The 19,280-nt window shown below is 62.2% G+C and carries 17 protein-coding genes; 4 read left to right on the forward strand and 13 right to left on the reverse strand.

What is annotated here, in order from left to right; genetic code table 11:
* The first annotated feature begins 207 nt into the window (after positions 1 to 207).
* Positions 208 to 711 (forward strand): peptidylprolyl isomerase, encoded by a 504-nt coding sequence (locus tag AC788_RS01525; protein WP_049858872.1) that lies wholly within the window; start codon positions 208 to 210, stop codon positions 709 to 711.
* Positions 708 to 1,442 carry a UDP-2,3-diacylglucosamine diphosphatase gene (gene lpxH / locus AC788_RS01530; RefSeq protein ID WP_049858873.1) on the forward strand — a complete coding sequence of 245 codons (735 nt, stop codon included), beginning with the start codon at positions 708 to 710 and terminating at the stop codon, positions 1,440 to 1,442. The genes AC788_RS01525 and lpxH overlap by 4 nt, the downstream gene beginning before the upstream one ends.
* A gap of 72 nt (positions 1,443 to 1,514) precedes the next feature.
* Here the strand turns inward: lpxH and AC788_RS01535 are convergent, their stop codons facing one another.
* The 3 genes from AC788_RS01535 to AC788_RS01545 all read right to left on the reverse strand — a co-directional run bounded on the left by AC788_RS01535 (position 1,515) and on the right by AC788_RS01545 (position 4,876).
* Positions 1,515 to 3,047: a DHA2 family efflux MFS transporter permease subunit gene (locus AC788_RS01535; protein ID WP_049858874.1), complete on the reverse strand. Its 1,533-nt coding sequence runs from the start codon at positions 3,045 to 3,047 to the stop codon at positions 1,515 to 1,517.
* Positions 3,048 to 3,104: 57 nt separating this feature from the next.
* Positions 3,105 to 4,331, reverse strand: a complete 1,227-nt coding sequence (locus AC788_RS01540) for an HlyD family secretion protein (RefSeq protein ID WP_049858875.1) — start codon at positions 4,329 to 4,331, stop codon at positions 3,105 to 3,107.
* Between the two features lie 71 nt (positions 4,332 to 4,402).
* Positions 4,403 to 4,876, reverse strand: a complete 474-nt coding sequence (locus tag AC788_RS01545; RefSeq protein WP_049858876.1) for a MarR family winged helix-turn-helix transcriptional regulator — start codon at positions 4,874 to 4,876, stop codon at positions 4,403 to 4,405.
* A 313-nt stretch (positions 4,877 to 5,189) separates the two neighbouring features.
* On the opposite strand from AC788_RS01545, the gene dacB reads away from it, so the two are divergent.
* Complete coding sequence (dacB, locus tag AC788_RS01550; protein ID WP_049858877.1) at positions 5,190 to 6,650, forward strand: D-alanyl-D-alanine carboxypeptidase/D-alanyl-D-alanine endopeptidase; 1,461 nt, start codon at positions 5,190 to 5,192, stop codon at positions 6,648 to 6,650.
* A 76-nt stretch (positions 6,651 to 6,726) separates the two neighbouring features.
* On the opposite strand, the gene rlmKL is transcribed toward dacB, so the two are convergent.
* The gene (gene rlmKL, locus AC788_RS01555) at positions 6,727 to 9,003 is read right to left on the reverse strand and encodes a bifunctional 23S rRNA (guanine(2069)-N(7))-methyltransferase RlmK/23S rRNA (guanine(2445)-N(2))-methyltransferase RlmL (RefSeq protein ID WP_049858878.1); all 2,277 of its coding nucleotides are present in this window, start codon (positions 9,001 to 9,003) and stop codon (positions 6,727 to 6,729) included.
* A 533-nt stretch (positions 9,004 to 9,536) separates the two neighbouring features.
* On the opposite strand from rlmKL, the gene rmf reads away from it, so the two are divergent.
* A complete protein-coding gene (rmf, locus tag AC788_RS21130; protein WP_008368461.1) occupies positions 9,537 to 9,752 on the forward strand; it encodes a ribosome modulation factor in 216 nt (71 codons plus the stop codon).
* A gap of 92 nt (positions 9,753 to 9,844) precedes the next feature.
* Here the strand turns inward: rmf and AC788_RS01560 are convergent, their stop codons facing one another.
* From AC788_RS01560 to ppsA, 9 genes are all read right to left on the reverse strand, one after another.
* Entirely contained in the window at positions 9,845 to 10,873 is a 1,029-nt protein-coding gene (locus AC788_RS01560; RefSeq protein ID WP_049858879.1) for a quinone-dependent dihydroorotate dehydrogenase, read from the reverse strand.
* Positions 10,874 to 11,022: 149 nt separating this feature from the next.
* Positions 11,023 to 12,057: an OmpA family protein gene (locus tag AC788_RS01565; RefSeq protein WP_049858880.1), complete on the reverse strand. Its 1,035-nt coding sequence runs from the start codon at positions 12,055 to 12,057 to the stop codon at positions 11,023 to 11,025.
* 104 nt (positions 12,058 to 12,161) lie between these two features.
* Complete coding sequence (sigX, locus tag AC788_RS01570; protein WP_082223534.1) at positions 12,162 to 12,752, reverse strand: RNA polymerase sigma factor SigX; 591 nt, start codon at positions 12,750 to 12,752, stop codon at positions 12,162 to 12,164.
* Between the two features lie 103 nt (positions 12,753 to 12,855).
* Entirely contained in the window at positions 12,856 to 13,680 is an 825-nt protein-coding gene (locus AC788_RS01575) for a mechanosensitive ion channel family protein (protein ID WP_049858882.1), read from the reverse strand.
* Positions 13,681 to 13,683: 3 nt separating this feature from the next.
* Positions 13,684 to 13,929: a hypothetical protein gene (locus tag AC788_RS01580; protein ID WP_049858883.1), complete on the reverse strand. Its 246-nt coding sequence runs from the start codon at positions 13,927 to 13,929 to the stop codon at positions 13,684 to 13,686.
* Positions 13,930 to 14,013: 84 nt separating this feature from the next.
* Entirely contained in the window at positions 14,014 to 15,009 is a 996-nt protein-coding gene (locus tag AC788_RS01585; RefSeq protein ID WP_049858884.1) for a zinc transporter ZntB, read from the reverse strand.
* A gap of 27 nt (positions 15,010 to 15,036) precedes the next feature.
* Positions 15,037 to 15,522, reverse strand: a complete 486-nt coding sequence (gene rraA, locus AC788_RS01590) for a ribonuclease E activity regulator RraA (RefSeq protein WP_049858885.1) — start codon at positions 15,520 to 15,522, stop codon at positions 15,037 to 15,039.
* Positions 15,523 to 15,606: 84 nt separating this feature from the next.
* The gene (locus tag AC788_RS01595; protein ID WP_049858886.1) at positions 15,607 to 16,593 is read right to left on the reverse strand and encodes an alpha/beta fold hydrolase; all 987 of its coding nucleotides are present in this window, start codon (positions 16,591 to 16,593) and stop codon (positions 15,607 to 15,609) included.
* 160 nt (positions 16,594 to 16,753) lie between these two features.
* A complete protein-coding gene (gene ppsA / locus AC788_RS01600; RefSeq protein ID WP_049858887.1) occupies positions 16,754 to 19,129 on the reverse strand; it encodes a phosphoenolpyruvate synthase in 2,376 nt (791 codons plus the stop codon).
* Positions 19,130 to 19,280: the final 151 nt, after the last annotated feature.

Genomic DNA, 19,280 nt, shown 5'->3' on the forward strand with positions numbered 1-19,280 from the left:
GGTAGGCCGACCAAATCAAAGCGCTTATCATAGCCGAAGCGGTCAACCGGCTGACAGGCCAGCCCCGACAAACTATCGGGTAAATCCTGCGGCATGGAAAAAAACAGCCTTTGAATGGCTATCGGCGCCTGTAAACTGGGCGCCGTCGTTACCGGATGCTCGACAGAGCATTCCCACAGAACATGCTTCATAGACAGAGAGAGCCCCATGTCCAACGTCAAACTGACCACCAACCACGGCGACATCGTGCTGCAACTGAACGCCGAGAAAGCCCCGCTGACCGTGGCCAACTTCATCGAGTACGTCAAAGCCGGTCACTACGAGAACACCGTGTTCCACCGCGTGATCGGTAACTTCATGATCCAGGGCGGCGGTTTCGAGCCAGGCATGAAAGAGAAGAAGGACAAGCGTCCGAGCATCCAGAACGAAGCCGACAACGGCCTGCCGAACAAGAAGTACTCGGTCGCCATGGCCCGCACCATGGAGCCGCATTCGGCGTCGGCGCAGTTCTTCATCAACGTGGGCGACAACAGCTTCCTCAACCACACCTCGAAAACCACCCAGGGCTGGGGCTACGCCGTGTTCGGTGAAGTGATCGAAGGCCAGGACGTGGTCGACAAGATCAAGGGTGTGTCCACCACCTCCAAGGCGGGTCACCAGGACGTGCCGGCCGAAGACGTGATCATCGAGAAAGCCGAGATCGTTGAGTGATACTGCTGATCTCCGATCTGCACCTGCAGGAAGAGCGCCCGGACATCACCCGGGCGTTTCTGGATTTCCTCGGCGGGCGCGCGCGCTCGGCCGAGGCGCTGTACATCCTGGGCGACTTCTTCGAAGCCTGGATCGGCGACGACGCCATGACCCCTTTTCAATCGTCCATCTGCGCATCGCTGCGAGCGCTCAGCGACGGTGGCACGAAGATATTCCTGATGCACGGCAACCGTGATTTCCTGATCGGTTCCACCTTCTGCAAAAAAGCCGGCTGCACCCTGCTGGCCGATCCGAGCGTGGTACGCCTCAATGGCGAACCGGTGCTGTTGATGCACGGCGACAGCCTGTGCACCCTCGACGAAGGCTACATGCGCCTGCGTCGCGTGCTGCGCAACCCGCTGACGCTGTTCGTCCTGCGGAACCTGCCGCTGAGCACCCGTCACAAGCTTGCCCGCAAGCTGCGCAGTGAAAGCCGGGCACAGACGCGAATGAAGGCCAGCGACATCGTCGATGTGACGCCTGAAGAGGTGCCACGGGTGATGCGCCAGCACGGCGTATCCACCCTGATTCATGGACACACCCACCGCCCGGCGGTGCACGCGGTGCAGATCGGTGATCTACCGGCGCGGCGTATCGTGCTGGGGGACTGGGATGCACAAGGCTGGGTGCTGCAGGTGGATGAGCACGGTTTCGACCTGGCGCCGTTCGATTTCACCGCGCAGCCTGCCTAACGCACCGCGCCGCCCTGTTCGCGGCCACTGGCCGCTCCTACAGATACCGCGCCACCTGCGGGAGGCCCGATCTCAATGTCCACCCCCGGCCGCAGGTCCCGCCTTGGCGGTGAACGGCGGCTTGGCCAGCCACACCAGCAGCACGAGCCCGGCGAAGATCCACCCCATCAGGGTGAAATAATCGACCGTGCTCAGCATGTAGGCCTGGCTGTTCACCATCTGCTCCATCCGTGCATACGCCTGGGGTGTACTGCCGCCCATCTGTTCCAGTGCATGGCGGGTAATCGGATCGTAGGTGCTGATGCTCTCGGTCAGGTAGGCATGGTGCTGATCGGCGCGGCGGATCCAGATCCAGGTCGTCAGCGAGGCGGCGAAGCTGCCGCCCAGGGTGCGCAGAAAGGTCGCCAGGCCCGACCCGTCGGCGATCTGCTGCGGTGGCAGGTCCGACAGCAGAATGCTCAAGGTGGGCATGAAGAACAGCGCCACCCCTGCCCCCATGAACATCTGCACCAGGGCCACGTGCTGGAAATCCACCTGGCTGTTGAACCCGGCGCGCATGAAGCAGCTGGTGCCGATGGCCACGAACGCCAGGCCCGCGAGCAGACGCAAGTCGAACTTGTGTGCGTACTTGCCCACGAAGGGCGACATCAACACCGGCAGGATGCCGATCGGTGCCACGGCCAGGCCCGCCCAGGTCGCGGTGTAGCCCATCTGGGTCTGCAGCCACTGGGGCAGGATCAGGTTGATGCCGAAGAATCCGGCGTAGCCGAACACCAGCACCAGCGTACCGATGCGAAAGTTGCGGAACGCGAACAGCCGCAGGTTCACCACCGGATGCTCGTCGGTCAGCTCCCAGATGACGAAGGCCGTCAGGGCCACCGCCGAGATGACCGAACCGATAACGATGAAACTGGACTCGAACCAGTCCAGGTCGTTGCCCTTGTCCAGCACCACCTGCAAGGCACCGACGCCGATGATCAAGGTGATCAGCCCGACGTAATCCATGGGCTGCCGGCTCAGGTGCACAGGCCGTTTGGCCATCTGCTGGCGCACCACCGCACAGGCGAACAGGCCGATGGGGATGTTGATGAAGAAGATCCACGGCCAGCTGTAACTGTCGGTGATCCAACCGCCCAGGATCGGCCCGGCGATCGGCGCCACCACCGTAACCATGGCCAGCAGCGCCAGCGCCATGCCGCGCTTGGCCGGCGGATACACGGCAATCAACAGGGTCTGTGTCATTGGATACAATGGCCCGGCGACCAGCCCCTGAACAACTCGAAAACCGACCAGCTCGGGCATCGAGGTGGAAATACCGCACAGGAACGAGGCCAGCACGAACAGCATCGTGGCCCACAGAAACAGCTTCACTTCGCCGAAGCGCCGGCTCAGCCAGCCGGTCAGCGGCAAGGCGATGGCGTTGCTCACCGCGAACGAGGTGATGACCCAGGTACCCTGCTCGGAACTGACGCCCAAATTGCCGGAAATGGTCGGCAGGGCGACGTTGGCAATGGTGGTGTCGAGCACCTGCATGAAGGTCGCCAGCGACAGGCCGATGGTGCAGAGCAACAGGCTTGGCGGCGTGAACGAGGCTTTGGAATCCATGATCCACCCTTTGCAATGCGAGACCGCGCCGACCCTTGACGGGCCGGCTCGGGTAGATCAGCGGGTGGCCGTGGTGCCGGACGCTGCGCTGTTGTCGTGGATCAACTGGGCGATCATGGCATCCGCTTCACCCAACTGCTTGTCGTAGACGTTGGTGGTGAAGGACGCCTGCTGCGGCGGTTGTTGCGCCAACACCGGCCCGCTCTGGTCGTGCAGGTCGACATCCACCACCGTCGACAGGCCGATGCGCAGCGGATGCTCGCTCAACTGTTGCGGATTGATGTGCACCCGCACCGGCACCCGCTGGACGATCTTGATCCAGTTGCCCGTGGCGTTCTGCGCCGGCAGCAAGGCGAAGGCACTGCCGGTGCCCGCACCGAGGCTGTCGATGGTGCCGCTGTACTTCACCTCGTCGCCATACAGATCGCTGGTGATGTCCACCGGCTGGCCGATGCGCATGTGGCGCAGCTGGGTTTCCTTGAAATTGGCGTCGATCCACAACTGGTTCAGCGGAATCACCGCCATGGTCGGCGTTCCCGGCTCGATACGCTGGCCCAGCTGCACGGTGCGCTTGGCCACATAACCGGTCACCGGGGCGATCAAGGTGGTACGAGCATGGGCCAGGTAGGCCTGACGCAACTGTGCAGCCGCCGCCCGCACGTCGGGGTGGTTGGACACCTGGGTGGCATCGACCAGCGCAGTCGAGGTCGCCAGTTGCTGTTGGGTATTGCTCAGGGCGCTCTGCGCCGAAATCAGATCGTCATGGGCGTGGGACAGTTCTTCCTGGGAGATCGCCCCGTCGGACGCCAGGTTCTTGCGTCGGCCATAGTTGTCCTGGGCGCGCTGCACTTCCGCCTTGCGCGCAGCCACCTGGGCCTTCATGCCGTCGACGTTGCTGTACAGGCCGCGCACCTGGCGTACAGCCTTGGCCAGATTGGCCTGGGCATTCTGCAGATCGATCTGCGAGTCGTTCGGGTCGAACTGCACCAGGGGCTGGCCTTCGTGGACGAGATCGCCATCGTCGGCACCGATGCTGATCACCGTGCCGGTGGTCAACGGCGTGATTTCCACCACGTTGCCGTTTACGTAGGCATCGTCGGTGCTCTCGTTCCAGCGCCCGTACAGGGTGTACCAGGCCCAGACGCCCAGACCGCCCAGCACCACCAGGGCCAGCAGGATGAACAACCAGAGTTTGCGCTTGCGTCGATTGGCCGGGGCCTTGTCGTCGGCCGCCGGCGCTGCGGGTGGTTGCTGGGAAGCATTGGAATCAGTGGCAGTGGCCATGGCAGTTCACCTGAAAGGGTTCGGTCGGTGTTGCATCGAGCAGATCGGTCGGGGCGCTGACGTCGGAGTATTCAGCCGGCGGCAGCACCCAGCGCCAGCAGCGGATCCCCGGAAGCTTGCAACAGCTTCTTGAGAATCCGTTCCAGCTCGACGATCTCTTCACGATCGAGCATGCCCACCAGCTCGTTCATGGCGTTGGCGCCAATGACCGGCAGGCGCGCTGCCAGCGCCTGGCCTTCATCGGTCAGCACCAGCTGCACCTGGCGTCGGTCGGCGGCGCTGCGCTGGCGCCGGATCAATTGCTTGTGTTCCAGCCGGTCGAGCATGCGCGTCATCGAACCGCTGTCCAGCGACAGGTAGCGCGACATCTCCGCCGGCGTGTCGATGCCGAAACGGGCGTTGATGATCAGCACCTTGAATTGCGCTGCGGTCACGCCGTAGGGCACCAGATGCGTGTCCAACAAACGATCCTTCAACGCTGATCCGCGGCCCAGCAGCAGGCCCAGGTTGCAGGTATGGAAGTTCTCGGGGGTGTAGTGATTCATGGGCCGGAAGCTGTCCACCTGTTAGCCGAATGCATGTCTGCGCGTGTGCATGGATACGATTTGTACATGATTCATACGTCGTCGAAACATAATGTTACTGCTTAGGCAGACAATGTCAAGGCAATGGTTAGCTTGCTAACATTAAGGTCGATCGGTCGCTTTGATGGGAAAAATTCACTCCATCCCGGTGCCCGCTGGCCAAAGCAGGCAACGCTTGGGGCATAATGCTGGCGGTTTCACCCGTAGTGGGGGTCTTCATCTACCTATATGGCCCTCGTTTTCGTCACCCCTCGCCCGCAGGGTTTTCAAGCACATGATCAAATCTCTTCGTCCACTATTGCTCGCCGGCCTGATGCTGCCCCTGGCCCTTCCCCTCTGCGCTGCCCCCTTGAACACCACACTGCCGCCCAAGGTTCAACAGGCCATCAAGGCCAGCAAGCTGCAGAATGACGCCCTGTCTCTGGTGATGCTGCCGCTCAACGGCCCCGGCAGCCCGACCGTGTTCAACGCCGACGTATCAGTGAACCCGGCCTCGACCATGAAACTGGTCACCACCTACGCGGCCCTCGAATTGCTGGGTCCGACCTATCAGTGGAAGACCGAATTCTTCACCGACGGCACCCTGAGCAACGGTGTGCTCAACGGCAACCTCTACCTCAAGGGTGGCGGCGATCCCAAGCTGAACATGGAAAAACTCTGGCTGCTCATGCGTGACCTGCGCGCCAACGGCGTGCGTCAGGTGACCGGCGACCTGGTGCTGGACCGCAGCCATTTCATCCAGCCGCAGTTGCCAGCCTTCAACGATGACGGTGGCGATGAAAACGCGCCGTTCCTGGTCCGCCCGGACTCCCTGCTGGTCAACCTCAAGGCCTTGCGCTTCGTCACCCGCAACGACACCGGCAAGGTGCTGGTGTCGGTCGAACCACCGATCGCCACCATTCGCATCGACAACCAGGTCAAAGCGCTGCCAGGAACCAAGTGCACGGGCGACGTGCGCTACAACCCGATCACCCAGGCCGACGGCATGACCGTCGTGGTCAGCGGCCAGTTGGCCGAAGGCTGCAGCTCGCAGACCTACCTGTCGCTGCTCGACCACCAGAGCTATGCCGCCGGCGCGGTCCGCGCGATCTGGAACGAACTGGGCGGTACCATCCAGGGCGGCGACCGTGTCGGCACCGTGCCCAAGACCGCGCGCGTGCTGGCGCGGGCCTTTTCGCCGGATCTGGTGGAAATCATTCGCGACATCAACAAGTACAGCAACAACACCATGGCCCAGCAGCTGTTCCTGAGCCTGGGCGAACGCTATCGCAACGAGGCCGACGGCGACGACGCCAAGGCCGCACAGCGCGTGATTCGTGGTTGGCTGGCGAAGAAAGGCATCACCGCGTCGCACCTGGTGATGGAGAACGGCTCGGGACTGTCCCGTGACGAGCGCGTCAGCGCGCGGGAGATGGCGACCTTGCTGCAGGCCGCCTGGAAAAGCCCTTACGCCGCCGAGTTCATGGCGTCGATGCCGATCGTGGGCATGGACGGCACCATGCGCAAACGCTTGAAGCGTACGGCGCTGCAAGGTGAAGGCCACATCAAGACCGGCACCCTGAACACCGTACGTGCCATCGCCGGCTACAGCCGCGACAGCAACGGCAACACCTGGGCGGTGGTCGCCATTCTCAACGATCCTCGCCCATGGGGCGCCTCATCGGTTCTGGATCAGGCGCTGCTGGACCTGTACTCGCAGCCAAAGGCCGTGTCTACCTCGCCCAACATCCAGTAATCATCCAATACGTGTGGGAGCGGGGGGGCGGCTGAGCCCGCTGCCCGCGAAGGCAGCGCCACATCTCCTCAGGGAGTCACCGCGCCTGGATCTTCCAGGCCCGGTGAATCTTGCCGTTGCGGGCAAAGTCCTGATCCACCGTCTGCGCCGTGATTTCCTCGACTGCATAGCGCTCCGCCAGATTCGCATCGAGCTGGAACTTGCGGAAGTTGTTGGAGAAATACACCACGCCCCCCGGTGCCAACCGAGCGACAGCCAGGTCCAGCAGCTCGACGTGGTCGCGCTGTACATCGAACACCCCTTCCATGCGCTTGGAGTTGGAGAAGGTCGGCGGGTCGATGAAGATCAGGTCGTACTCTTCCCGATTGGCCTGTAGCCAGGCCATCACGTCGCCCTGCTCCAGGCGGTTCTTGTCCGAGAAACCGTTCAGGGACAGATTGCGCCGCGCCCAATCCAGATAGGTCTTGGACAAGTCGACGCTGGTGGTGCTGCGCGCCCCGCCCTTGGCAGCGTGGACGCTGGCCGTGGCGGTGTAGCAGAACAGGTTGAGAAAGCGCTTGCCGGCCGCTTCTTTCTGAATGCGCAGACGCATCGGCCGGTGGTCGAGAAACAGACCGGTGTCCAGGTAGTCGGTCAGGTTGACCAGCAATTGCACACCCCCTTCCTGCACCTGGGTGAACTGGCCCTGGGCACTCTGACGCTCGTACTGGCGAGTCCCGCTCTGGCGCTCGCGACGCTTGATGATGACCCGACTCTTGTCGATGTTCAGTGCCTGTGGAATGGCCGCCAGGGCGTCGTACAGTCGCGCCGAGGCTTTCTCAGGGTCGATCGACTTGGGCGCGGCGTATTCCTGCACATGCACCCAGTCGTGGTACAGATCGATGGCCATGGCGTACTCGGGCATGTCCGCGTCATACACCCGATAGCAATCGATGCCCTCGCGTCGTGCCCATTTGCCCAAGGTCTTGAGGTTCTTCTGCAGGCGGTTGGCGAACATCTGCCCGCCTTCGCTCAGCCGCGCCTGTTCGACCACCGGCGCAGGCGCCGGTGCTGGCTTGACTGGGTTGCCGTTCTTGTTCACCCGTGCATACGGATCGGCCAGCGGTGGCGTGGTGTCCACCTGTTCGGCCTGCTCGCGCGCCGCCTGGCGCTGCTCGGGGGTGCGGCGCTCACCGGTGACGAACTGGTCGGGCGTTACCTTGATCAATAGCAGCTTGCAGGGCAAGGCGCCGTTCCAGAACGAATACTGCTTGTGGCTGCGGATACCCATGCGCTTGCCCAGGTCCGGCGCACCGGTGAACACCGCCGCTTCCCAGTTCAGGCAAGCCTGACGCAGGCGCTCGCCCAGGTTCTGATACAGGTACAGCAGACTGGCTTCGTCACCCAAGCGCTCGCCGTACGGCGGGTTGCAGATGACCAGGCCTTTCTGATTCTGATCCGGACGGGGCTCGAAGGTCGCCACCTCGCCCTGATAGACCTTGATCCAATCGCTGAGGCCAGCTCGCTCGACGTTGTTGCGCGCCGGCTGGATCAACCGCGGATCGGCTTCGTAGCCACGAATCCAGGCCGGGGTCTTGGCCAAGCCAGCCTCGGCGCGAGCCAGTGCCTCGTCGTGCAGCTTGCGCCACATGGCCGGGACATGGCCCAGCCAGGCGCTGAAACCCCAGCGGGTACGCTTGAGGTTGGGCGCGATGTCGGCAGCGATCATCGCCGCCTCCACCAGAAAGGTGCCTACACCACACATCGGGTCGGCCAGGGCGCCGCCTGCGGCAGCGATGCGTGGCCAGCCAGCGCGAATCAGAATGGCAGCGGCAAGGTTTTCCTTGAGTGGCGCGGCGCCCTGCTGCAGGCGATAGCCACGCTGGTGCAAGCTGTGCCCGGACAGGTCGAGCGAGAGAATGGCTTCACCGCGATCCAGGCGCAGGTGCACGCGCAGGTCCGGATTGAGCTTGTCGACGCTGGGACGCTCGCCGCTGGGCGTGCGCAGCTTGTCGACGATGGCATCCTTGACCTTCAGTGCACCGAAGTGAGTGTTGTCGATGCCCGAGCCATGCCCACTGAATTCCACGGCCAGGGTGCCATCGGGTAGCAGGTGGTCCTGCCACTCGACATCGAGCACGCCGTGATAGAGCTCTTCAGCGTCTTTCATGGCAAAGCGCTTGAGCACCAACAACACGCGGTTGCCCAGGCGCGACCACAGGCACAGCCGGTAGGCGGTTTCCATGTCGGCCATCCCGCGCACGGCGGAAGTGTGTTCGCGGGTTTCTTCCAGCCCCAAGGCGGTGGCCTCCTCGGCCAGCAAGCCTTCGAGACCCTTGGGGCACGTGAGAAACAGTTCAAAACGGTCCGACATGGTATTTCCTGGCCCTTGCGGGCATCGATGAGAGGGCAAGCGCATTGCCCTTTCGAGGTTCAACCAGGCGCTTTACGCAATAGAGCGCCCGAACGACACCACCATGGTGTCAGCCCACCTCACCTGTTGCCATGTTCGGCGCAAAGATGAGGCAGAACGTGATTCTGCTGAAAAAAGGGCCGCTCAGGCGACCCTTCGTCGATTTAATGCCACATCGAAATCGAGATGATTCGCAATGGCATAGTGATCTCAAACCACGCTGCAGGCCCTGCACACGACGGACTTGCAGACCTCGGGCGCCAGAAGCACCTACTTACTTATCGCCCATACCGCTAAATCGTTACGTGCTTATGACAAAACGATCATTCACATGACGCAGTTCAACGTTTAGAAATCACCTCAGGTCGTCGCTGCAATGGCGATGACATCACTGCTCGCCACGCCGGCAGCGAGCGCGATACCGGCAGACCATCTGCCTGGCCTCAGACGAGGCCGACGGGACATTACAGTCAATAGACAGAGGGCAACACCCTATGAGAAGACTTAAGCGTGATCCGTTGGAACGAGCATTTCTACGCGGATACCAGTATGGCATCCATGGCAAATCCCGCGAGCTTTGCCCTTTTACTCTACCGTCGGTACGCCAAGCCTGGATCAACGGCTGGCGCGAAGGACGCGGCGACAACTGGGACGGTATGACCGGCACTGCGGGAATCCATAGGCTCAACGAACTTCACGCCGTCGGCTGAAAACCTTTTTAACCCGTTCACCATGCACGCCCAACCAGGGCGGCGGGCTAGCGCCCAGGGGCCTCTTCACGGGGCCCCTTTCGCGCCTGGATTCAGCGAGTCGCCTGCAGCGCGGCAATGGCGTCCACTGACTCCCGGATCAATGCCGGCCCCTTGTAGATGAACCCCGAGTAGATCTGCACCAGGCTGGCACCGGCGGCGATCTTCTCAGCCGCATGCCCTCCTTCGGTAATACCGCCCGCCGCAATGATCGGCAACTTGCCACCCAGGGTCTGGGCCAGCACCTTGACGATGTGCGTGCTCTGTTCGCGCACCGGCGCCCCTGAAAGCCCCCCAGCTTCCTCCCCGTGCACGAGCCCCTCGACCCCTGCTCGGCCTAGCGTGGTGTTGGTGGCGATCACCGCATCCATCCCCGAATCGACCAGCGCCTGAGCCACCAGCGCGGTTTCTTCGTCACTCATGTCCGGGGCGATCTTGATCGCCAGGGGAACGTGACGACCGCTCTGGACAGTCAACACCACACGGCGTTCGGCCAGGGTATCTAGCAACTGCTTCAGCGAATCGCCGAACTGCAGGCTGCGCAGGCCGGCGGTATTGGGGGAGCTGATGTTGACCGTGATATAGCTGGCGTGATCGTAGACCTTGTTCAGGCAGATGAGGTAGTCATCGACCGCCTGCTCGACCGGCGTGGTCAGGTTCTTGCCGATGTTGATACCCAGCACGCCCCGATACTTGGCAGCTTTCACGCGCGCCACCAGATTGTCGACGCCCAGGTTGTTGAAGCCCATGCGATTGATGATCGCCGTGGCCTCCGGCAGACGAAACAGCCGGGGCTTGGGGTTGCCTGGCTGCGGACGCGGGGTCACCGTCCCGATTTCGACGGAACCGAAACCCAATTGAGCGAAACCGTCGATGGCCGCGCCGTTCTTGTCCAGCCCAGCCGCCAGCCCGACCGGGTTATCGAACTGCAGCCCCATGACCGTCACCGGCAGGCGTGCCGGCGGCTTGGTAAGCAGGCCGTTGAGGCCCAGGCGGCCACCAGCGCCGATCAGGTCCAGCGACAGGTCGTGGGAGGTTTCTGCGGACAGTTTGAATAACAGCTGGCGGGCCAGAGTGTACATAGGCGGGCTGAGCTCGGTAGAAGCGATAGAGGGCTGCGATTGTGCCAGATTCGGACCTGGTTAGGTATGCCGACGCCCCTGCCGGCCACCAAATCGCAGGCAAAGAAAAGCCCGGCCTAAGCCGGGCTCTTCGTTGAAGCGGTCGCTAATTACTTAGCTTGAGCTTCTACTTCAGCTTCTACGCGACGGTTTACAGCGCGGCCAGCGTCAGTGGCGTTGTCAGCCACTGGGCGGGTTTCGCCGTAGCCAACCGACTGAACGCGGTTGGATTCAACACCGTACTGACCGGTCAGCACTTGCTTGACAGCAGCGGCGCGACGCTCGGACAGCTTCTGGTTGTAAGCGTCAGGACCGACGGAGTCAGTGTGACCTTCAACAGTGGTGGTGGTCTGTGGGTACTGCTTCATGAAGTCAGCCAGGTTCTTGATGTCGCCGTAGCTGTTGGTCTTCACGACCGACTTGTCGAAGTCGAACTTGACGTCCAGCTCAACGCGAACGGTTTCGGCAACGGCTGGGCAGCCATCAGCGTCAACGGTAACGTTGGCAGGGGTGTCAGGGCACTTGTCGACGTTGTCGCAGACGCCGTCGTTGTCGGAGTCAGCGCAAACTTCAGCTACTGGAGCTGGAGCAGCGACTGGAGCAGGCTTGGAGCCGCCACCGAAATTCACACCAACGCCGACGGCAGGAGCCCACTCGGTGTCGCCTTTGTCGATGTTGTACAGAGCTTCAACACCGGCACGGGCGTAGAAGTTCTCGGTGAAGTAGTACTTGGCGCCGCCACCCAGCTTGGCGAGGGTGGAGTGGTCACGACCACCGCTGTCCTGGCCAATGCTCTGGTGTGCGAAACCAGCGGAGACGTACGGACGCAGACCGGCGCCTGGAGTACCGAAGTGGTAGAAAGCGTCCAGAGCGGCATCAGCGCCCTTGATGTTTTTGCCAGCATCGCTACGGATGTTGTGGACTTCGTCGTAGGACAGAGCCAGTTCAACGTCGTCGGTCAGGAAGTAGCCAATCGAGCCACCGAACAGGTTGCCGTCGTTCTTGTAGTCACGGGCGCTGTCAGTCATGTACTTCTTGGCGAAGCCTTCCACCTCGACTGCGCCTTGGCCTTGTGCCAATACGCCGAACGAAGTCACGGCAACAAGAGAACCAATGGCAAGGCCCAAGGTGTTTTTCAGTTTCATCCGTTAAATCCCCATCTGGTGATTGTTAAGCGCCCCTAATCCAGGGGCAGCTCGACGACAAGTCTAGCAGACCTTGCCGATACGTTAGAGACCTTTACGCCGAACTAAGTTTCGGACAGGTCTGCAAATTTATCGCGGAGCTTATCTAAAGCCCGCTTGTACCGCATTTTGGTGGCGCTCAAGCCCATGTGCATGATGTCGGCGATCTCCTGGAACTCCAGCTCCGCGACGAATCGCAGCACCAGAATCTCCCGATCGATCGGGTTCACGTACACCAGCCAACGGTCGAGACCACCGCGCTCCTCCGGCTTGGGCGCCTTCTCTTCGGATGCCTCCTCGAGCGGATCGAGACTCAGGGCATCCATCAAGCGGCGCTTTCGCCTTTCCTTTCTGTACTGCGTGATGCATTCGTTATAGGTGATGCTGTAAAGCCACGTCTTGAATTTCGACTTTCCCTCGAAATTCTTTAGCCCGTACAGCACCTTCAGCATCACTTCCTGACAGACATCGTCAGCGTCACGATCGTTCCCTAAATATCTTGCACAGACGTTGAAAAGGGTTCGCTGGTAGCGACGCATCAACTCTTCATACGCCCGTGTGATATGGAACAGCTCCTCGTGCGAACGCGCCACCAACTCCTCGTCAGAGAGCTCGCGGGGGTCGTAGCGCACGGGCAGCGTATGTACTTTATTCAAAACAGGTCGGCCCGAAGGTCAGGTCCCCGAAGGTCAGGTCAGTGTCCGCCACGGCATGATCGCTCAGCCTTTTTGCGGCGGCATACATTAGCAAAACGTTGACCTATCGGCTACTCACCCGCTGCTCCAGCAACTCGCGGTTGGACATCGAGACCAGTTCGCCGTCGTCGGTCAGGACCGTCGTCTTGACGGTGCCGATCGCCTCGATCTGCCCCTCGACCTCGCCAACCTGCACCTGCTGGCCTACCTGAAACATTTCCCGCACATAGATTCCGGCCAGTATCTGACTGGCAATTTCACGGCTGCCCAGCCCCATCGCCAGCGCTGCGGCCAGACCAACGGTAATCAACACGATGACGATCACATGGTTCAGCAGGTCGGTCTTGACCTCCAGCTGACTGATGGCCACCGAGATGCTGATGATGATCACCAGCCACTGAGCCACCCGACCCAGACCTGCAGCATAGTCGAGCCCGACCCCTTCGGCCGCGCCGCGCACCACGCCGTTGACCAGTTGCGCCAGCAGCACGCCTACCAGCAGCACCAGGGCGGCACCGAACACCTTGGGCAGGTACAGCGCCAGCATGTCCAACGTCGCCGACACACGCTGCAGCCCCAGCGACTCTGCGGCCGACACCAGGAAGATCAACAGCACGAACCAATAGACGATCTTGCCGATCAGGGTCGAGATCGGCACCTTGAGGCCGCCGCGGCCCAGCAACTTGGTCAGGCCCGTACCGGCCATCAGGCGGTCGAGGCCGAACTTGGCCAGCAGCTTGGACAACAAGGTATCGAGCAGCTTGGCCACCAGGAAGCCAAGGATCACCACGACCAACGCACCGAAGAGGTTGGGGATGAAGTTGGCGACCTTGGTCCACAAGGCGGTCATCGCCGCAAACAGGCTTTGGGTCCAGGGATCCAGTTCCATCGATCAATCAGCCTTATCCGCAGCAGCGGCGGAGTTTTTACGACGCGACACCGGCGCGATATTCGCCGAACCACTGTTCACCGCGATCATGAACGCCTGCCCCCAACGCCCCATGAGGCTGAAGAGGTCACCTGCGCCGACTTGCCGATTGGCAGTCTTGAGCACCCGCCCCAGCGCGGCGCGATCGTCGCGCCCCGGCGCTTGGGCGTTGAGCATGTCTCGCAGGGATTCTTCGAACGGATCAGGCATGCACACCTCGCGAATTTCATTCAAAGACGAGACCGTTGCACGGTGAGTCACAACGATCGTCCCGCGCAGAGGTTAAATTCTCGATCAGACCCAGCGCAAGCGGCGAAACAACAACCACTGCCCCAGCGCCACCACGATCATCAATCCGCAGGCCATGGTGAAGCCATAGGGGTTGTCCGAACCCGGTATTCCGCCGACGTTGATGCCCAGCAGACCGGTGAGAAAACTCATGGGCAGGAAGATCCCGGTGATCACCCCGAAGCGATACATGGTGCGATTCATCCGCTCGCTCTGGCGCCGGTCTTCGGCTTCGAGCACCAGCCCGACACGCTCGCGCGCCAGTTCGAGCTCTTCCAGGTAGCGGGTCAGGCTGTTGTTAAGCTCGTTCCAGTAATCGGCGTCATCGTCGACGAACCACGGCACCTTGTTGCGCGCCAGCTGGCCATAGATATCACGTTGCGGCGCCAGGAATCGCCGCAGTCCTGCGGCACGACGTCGCAGTTGCAGAATGCTGCCATGCTCGGGCGTGTACCGCTCGTCGGCATCGAGCTTGTCTTCTTCCAGATCGACGGTTTCGGAGAGGCCCTCGACCAATGCCTGGACCTTTTCGGTCAGGTGCTGGGCCAGGTAGAGAATCAGCTCGGACGCGGTCTTGGGACCCTTGCACGCTGCAAACTGCTCGAGCAGGTCGTCGGTTGCGCGGAGCGGTCGCAGGCGCAGGGAAATGATCCGCTGGGCCTGGGCGAAGATGCGCACCGAAACCATGTCTTCGGGTTCGGCACCGGGGTTGAGGTTGACCCCGCGCAGAAACAGCAGCAGTTCATCGTCGGGCAGCGGCACCAGGCGTGGACGGGTGTTCTCTTCGAGCAGCAGGTCGCAGGCGAATTCGCTCAGGCCGCTGCTGCGGCGCAGCCAGTTGCGGGTCTGGGGATGACTGCGATCCCAGTGCAGCCACAGGCTCTGATGAGGCTGCAGCTGCAATTCATCGATTTCGGTCCGGGCAATCGAGCGCGCGCCGCCTTTGCCGTCCAGCACCAGGGCATGCACCAGCCCCCACTGCGCGTTTTCTTCCTCGAACATCGTGTCCCCGTTACTGATGGAAAATTCTCATTCAGGCATGGTCAGTGCCTTCGGCGAGACGATGATGCCGTTGTTGTCGGCATACAGATAGTGGCCGGGAATGAAAGTTACGCCAGCGAAGCTGATCTTCACGTCGAGATCGCCCAGGCCGCGCTTGACGGTGGGCATCGGATGACTGGCCAGGGCCTGAACACCGACATCGGTTTGCGCCAGCATGTCGACGTCGCGCACGCACCCGTAGATGACCAGACCTTCCCAGCCGTTCTCGGCAGCTTTCTGCGCAAGCATGTCGCCCAGCAACGCCTTGCGCAGCGAGCCACCGCCGTCGACCACCAGCACCTTGCCGGTGCCATCCAGCGCGACCTGCTCGCGCACCCGCGAGTTGTCCTCGAAGGTCTTGATGGTGACGATCTGGCCGCCGAAGGAGTCGCGGCCGCCGAAATTGCTGAACATCGGTTCGAGCACTTCGACGTCGGGGTAGGCGTCGCACAGGTCGGGGGTCAGATAGTGCATGGCGTTGCTCCTGGGGCGAGTGGCGGCTGCAAGAGCCGGAAAGCTGCGCCGGACGCGGCGCGGCCATCACAGCCTAGACCATGCTCAGGTCGCCGCCAACGGTGTCGCACCTGGCAGCAATGGCCGGTAGGGGTCGCTCAGCCAGGTACCGACCAGCGGCCAGACCTCGGCCTGGGCCTGAGGACTGACCAGCATGCGTACGTGATCGAAATCATCGCCGAAGCCCTCGCCGCGACCCAGGTTGACGAACTGATTGTGGCTGCCCGCGAACTGCTCGAAGAGGTCCCGACAGGCCCAGCTTGGGTCCTGCAGGTCGCCTGCGGCGGACACCGCCAGGATCGGCAGCTTCACCTCGTGCAACCCTTCCCACCAGTCACGCTGGCTGTCGCCGAAACGGCCGAACAGGCCTTTCCAGCGCAGCCATTCCAGGCCGACGCCCACGGGCTCGTCTTCCGGACCGCGCTTGAGCCGGGCGCCGGAAATGTGCGGATAACGCTTGAGCAACAAGCGACCGGCCCAGTTCAGGGGTGGAATCCGCAGAGGCCAGTGGCGACGACTGACCTGCGCGCCGAACAGCGCTGCGGAGGCGGCCAGATCGCCTTGCAGATAGCCGCCTCCCAGGGCCGCTGCCAAGGTGATGCCGCCGAGCGAATGCCCCACCCAGTGGGGCGTCTGGGCGCTGACCTCGGCGACGAACGCACCGATCACCGGCAGATCGTACCGGGCATAGTCGGCCACGGTGTTGCTGGCGTAGTGCTGATTGCGCGGCGACAGACCGTGCCCACGCATTTCGGCGATCCACACATCGAAGCCACGACGCGCCAGCCAGGGCCCCAGGCCGATGCCCTTGGGCGAGTACCAGAAGCGCCGGTTGGAAAAGCTGCCATGCAGGAGGATCACCGGCACTCCGCGGGCGCCGGGCTGATCGGCCAGGCCCAGGCGCGTCAACGCCAGCTCGACGCTGGGATCGGGGCTGTTGGCGGCCTTGATGCGGTAGATGTCTTCGCTGAGGTCGCCGCGACGCTCGGCACTGAGCAGCGCGACGGGAAAGAGGGTACTGCTGCTTTGCATAGGGCACTTGCATCTGAATGAATGAAACCGTAGCAGCGGCGCACGCCGCGTAGCTTTTTGATTTGCCTTTGAAAAGCAAGATCACAAGCTAAGCGGCTTGCGCCGCTGCTACAGGGGACCGGGTGTGTGGGAGGACACACCGGTCTGGGTGTTGCGGTGCTTAGGCGACGCCTTCCTTTTCAGCCAGGAAGAACCAGGTTTCCAGGACCGAGTCCGGGTTCAGCGAAACGCTTTCGATGCCCTGCTCCATCAGCCACCTGGCCAGGTCGGGGTGATCGGATGGCCCCTGGCCGCAGATGCCGATGTACTTGCCGGCCTTGTTGCACGCCTGGATGGCGTTGGCCAGAAGCTTCTTGACTGCCGGGTTACGCTCGTCGAACAGGTGGGCGATGATCCCCGAGTCGCGGTCCAGGCCCAGGGTCAGCTGGGTCAGGTCGTTGGAGCCGATCGAGAAGCCGTCGAAGAACTCGAGAAATTCGTCGGCCAGGATCGCATTGGACGGCAGCTCGCACATCATGATGATGCGCAGGCCGTTGTCGCCACGGGCCAAGCCGTTCTCGGCGAGCAGGTCGATCACCTGCGACGCTTCGCCCAGCGTGCGCACGAACGGCACCATGATCTCGACGTTGGTCAGGCCCATTTCGTTGCGCACCCGCTTCATTGCCCGGCATTCGAGCTCGAAGCAGTCGCGGAACGACTCACTGATGTAGCGCGACGCCCCGCGGAAGCCCAGCATCGGGTTTTCTTCTTCGGGTTCGTAGAGCTTGCCGCCGATGAGGTTGGCGTATTCGTTGGACTTGAAGTCGGACAGCCGGACGATGACCTTTTTCGGCCAGAACGCCGCTGCCAGGGTGCTGATGCCCTCGACCAGCTTGTCGACGTAGAAATTCACCGGGTCGCTGTAGCCGGCCACGCGCTTGTCGACGCTGTCCTTGATTTCCGGGGTCAGTGTGTCGTAGTTCAGCAGCGCCTTGGGGTGCACACCGATCATGCGGTTGATGATGAACTCCAGGCGCGCCAGGCCGACACCGGCATTGGGCAGCTGGGCGAAATCGAAGGCGCGATCCGGGTTGCCGACGTTCATCATGATCTTGAACGGCAACTCGGGCATGGCATCGACCGAGTTCTGCTTGATGTCGAAGCCCAGCTCGCCCTCGAAGATGTAACCCGTGTCGCCTTCGGCACAGGAAACCGTCACGCCCTGGCCGTCCTTGAGCAACTGGGTGGCATTGCCGCAGCCCACCACGGCGGGAATGCCCAGTTCACGGGCGATGATCGCCGCGTGGCAGGTGCGGCCGCCGCGGTTGGTGACGATGGCGCTCGCGCGCTTCATCACCGGTTCCCAGTCCGGGTCGGTCATGTCAGAAACCAGCACGTCGCCGGCCTGGACCTTGTCCATCTCGGAGACGTCGTGAATGATGCGCACCTTGCCGGCGCCGATGCGCTGGCCGATGGCCCGGCCTTCGACCAGCACGGTGCCCTTTTCCTTGAGCAGGTAACGTTCCATGACATTGGCGCTGGAGCGGCTCTTGACCGTTTCGGGGCGCGCCTGAACGATGTACAGCTGACCGTCGTCACCGTCCTGGGCCCACTCGATGTCCATCGGGCGGCCGTAGTGCTTCTCGATGATCATCGCCTGCTTGGCCAGCTCGCTGACCTGCGCATCGGTCAGGCAGAAGCGCGCGCGTTCGGCCTTGTCGACGTCCACTACCTTGACCGATCGACCGGCGCGGGCTTCGTCGCCGTAGACCATCTTGATCGCCTTGCTGCCCAGGTTGCGCCGCAGGATGGCCGGGCGACCGGCTTCCAGGGTGTTCTTGTGCACATAGAATTCGTCGGGGTTGACCGCGCCCTGCACCACGGTTTCACCCAGGCCGTAGGCGCCGGTGATGAACACCACGTCGCGAAAGCCGGACTCGGTGTCCAAGGTGAACATCACCCCCGCAGTACCGGTTTCCGAACGGACCATGCGCTGCACACCGGCCGACAGGGCGACCAGCTTGTGGTCGAAGCCCTGGTGCACGCGGTAGGCAATGGCACGATCGTTGAACAGCGAGGCAAAGACTTCCTTGGCCGCACGGATGACGTTGTCGACGCCGCGGATGTTGAGGAAGGTTTCCTGCTGGCCGGCAAAGGAAGCATCGGGCAGGTCTTCGGCGGTGGCCGAGGAGCGCACGGCCACGGCGATGTCCGGATTGCCCTTGGAAAGTTCGGCGAAGGCGATGCGGATCTCTTCGTTGAGGCGCTCGGGAAATTCGGCTTCCATGACCCACTGGCGAATCTGCGCACCGGTACGCGCCAGGGCATTGACGTCGTCCACGTCCAGCGCATCGAGGGCGGCGTGGATCTGTTCGTTCAGGCCGCTGAGCTCGAGGAAGTCGCGATAGGCCTGGGCAGTGGTGGCAAAGCCGCCGGGGACCGACACGCCGGCACCGGCCAGGTTGCTGATCATCTCGCCCAGGGACGCGTTCTTGCCCCCCACGTGTTCCACATCATTATTACCAAGCTTATCGAGGGAAACTACGTACTCTACCAAGGTGATCTCTCCACTGACTGGGTTGGAAAAGCTCGGGTGCCCGGCGCGAATGAACGCACACGGGGGCTGTGGCCGCAGCCCTGGAAATGAACGAGAATGCCTGGCAATGCTGGCCATCAATCGGGCCTATCATATCCAAGAATCGTCAGTT

Source organism: Pseudomonas sp. RIT-PI-a, from assembly GCF_001187875.1.
Taxonomy (GTDB): Bacteria; Pseudomonadota; Gammaproteobacteria; order Pseudomonadales; family Pseudomonadaceae; genus Aquipseudomonas; species Aquipseudomonas coleopterorum.

Bases quoted from the DNA above. Each gene is read 5' to 3' on its own strand.
- AC788_RS01525 (WP_049858872.1), top strand. From the start codon at position 208: ATGTCCAACGTCAAACTGACCACCAACCACGGCGACATCGTGCTGCAA.
- AC788_RS01535 (WP_049858874.1), bottom strand. From the start codon at position 3,047: ATGGATTCCAAAGCCTCGTTCACGCCGCCAAGCCTGTTGCTCTGCACC.
- AC788_RS01540 (WP_049858875.1), bottom strand. From the start codon at position 4,331: ATGGCCACTGCCACTGATTCCAATGCTTCCCAGCAACCACCCGCAGCG.
- AC788_RS01545 (WP_049858876.1), bottom strand. From the start codon at position 4,876: ATGAATCACTACACCCCCGAGAACTTCCATACCTGCAACCTGGGCCTG.
- dacB (WP_049858877.1), top strand. From the start codon at position 5,190: ATGATCAAATCTCTTCGTCCACTATTGCTCGCCGGCCTGATGCTGCCC.
- rlmKL (WP_049858878.1), bottom strand. From the start codon at position 9,003: ATGTCGGACCGTTTTGAACTGTTTCTCACGTGCCCCAAGGGTCTCGAA.
- rmf (WP_008368461.1), top strand. From the start codon at position 9,537: ATGAGAAGACTTAAGCGTGATCCGTTGGAACGAGCATTTCTACGCGGA.
- AC788_RS01560 (WP_049858879.1), bottom strand. From the start codon at position 10,873: ATGTACACTCTGGCCCGCCAGCTGTTATTCAAACTGTCCGCAGAAACC.
- AC788_RS01565 (WP_049858880.1), bottom strand. From the start codon at position 12,057: ATGAAACTGAAAAACACCTTGGGCCTTGCCATTGGTTCTCTTGTTGCC.
- AC788_RS01575 (WP_049858882.1), bottom strand. From the start codon at position 13,680: ATGGAACTGGATCCCTGGACCCAAAGCCTGTTTGCGGCGATGACCGCC.
- AC788_RS01580 (WP_049858883.1), bottom strand. From the start codon at position 13,929: ATGCCTGATCCGTTCGAAGAATCCCTGCGAGACATGCTCAACGCCCAA.
- AC788_RS01585 (WP_049858884.1), bottom strand. From the start codon at position 15,009: ATGTTCGAGGAAGAAAACGCGCAGTGGGGGCTGGTGCATGCCCTGGTG.
- rraA (WP_049858885.1), bottom strand. From the start codon at position 15,522: ATGCACTATCTGACCCCCGACCTGTGCGACGCCTACCCCGACGTCGAA.
- AC788_RS01595 (WP_049858886.1), bottom strand. From the start codon at position 16,593: ATGCAAAGCAGCAGTACCCTCTTTCCCGTCGCGCTGCTCAGTGCCGAG.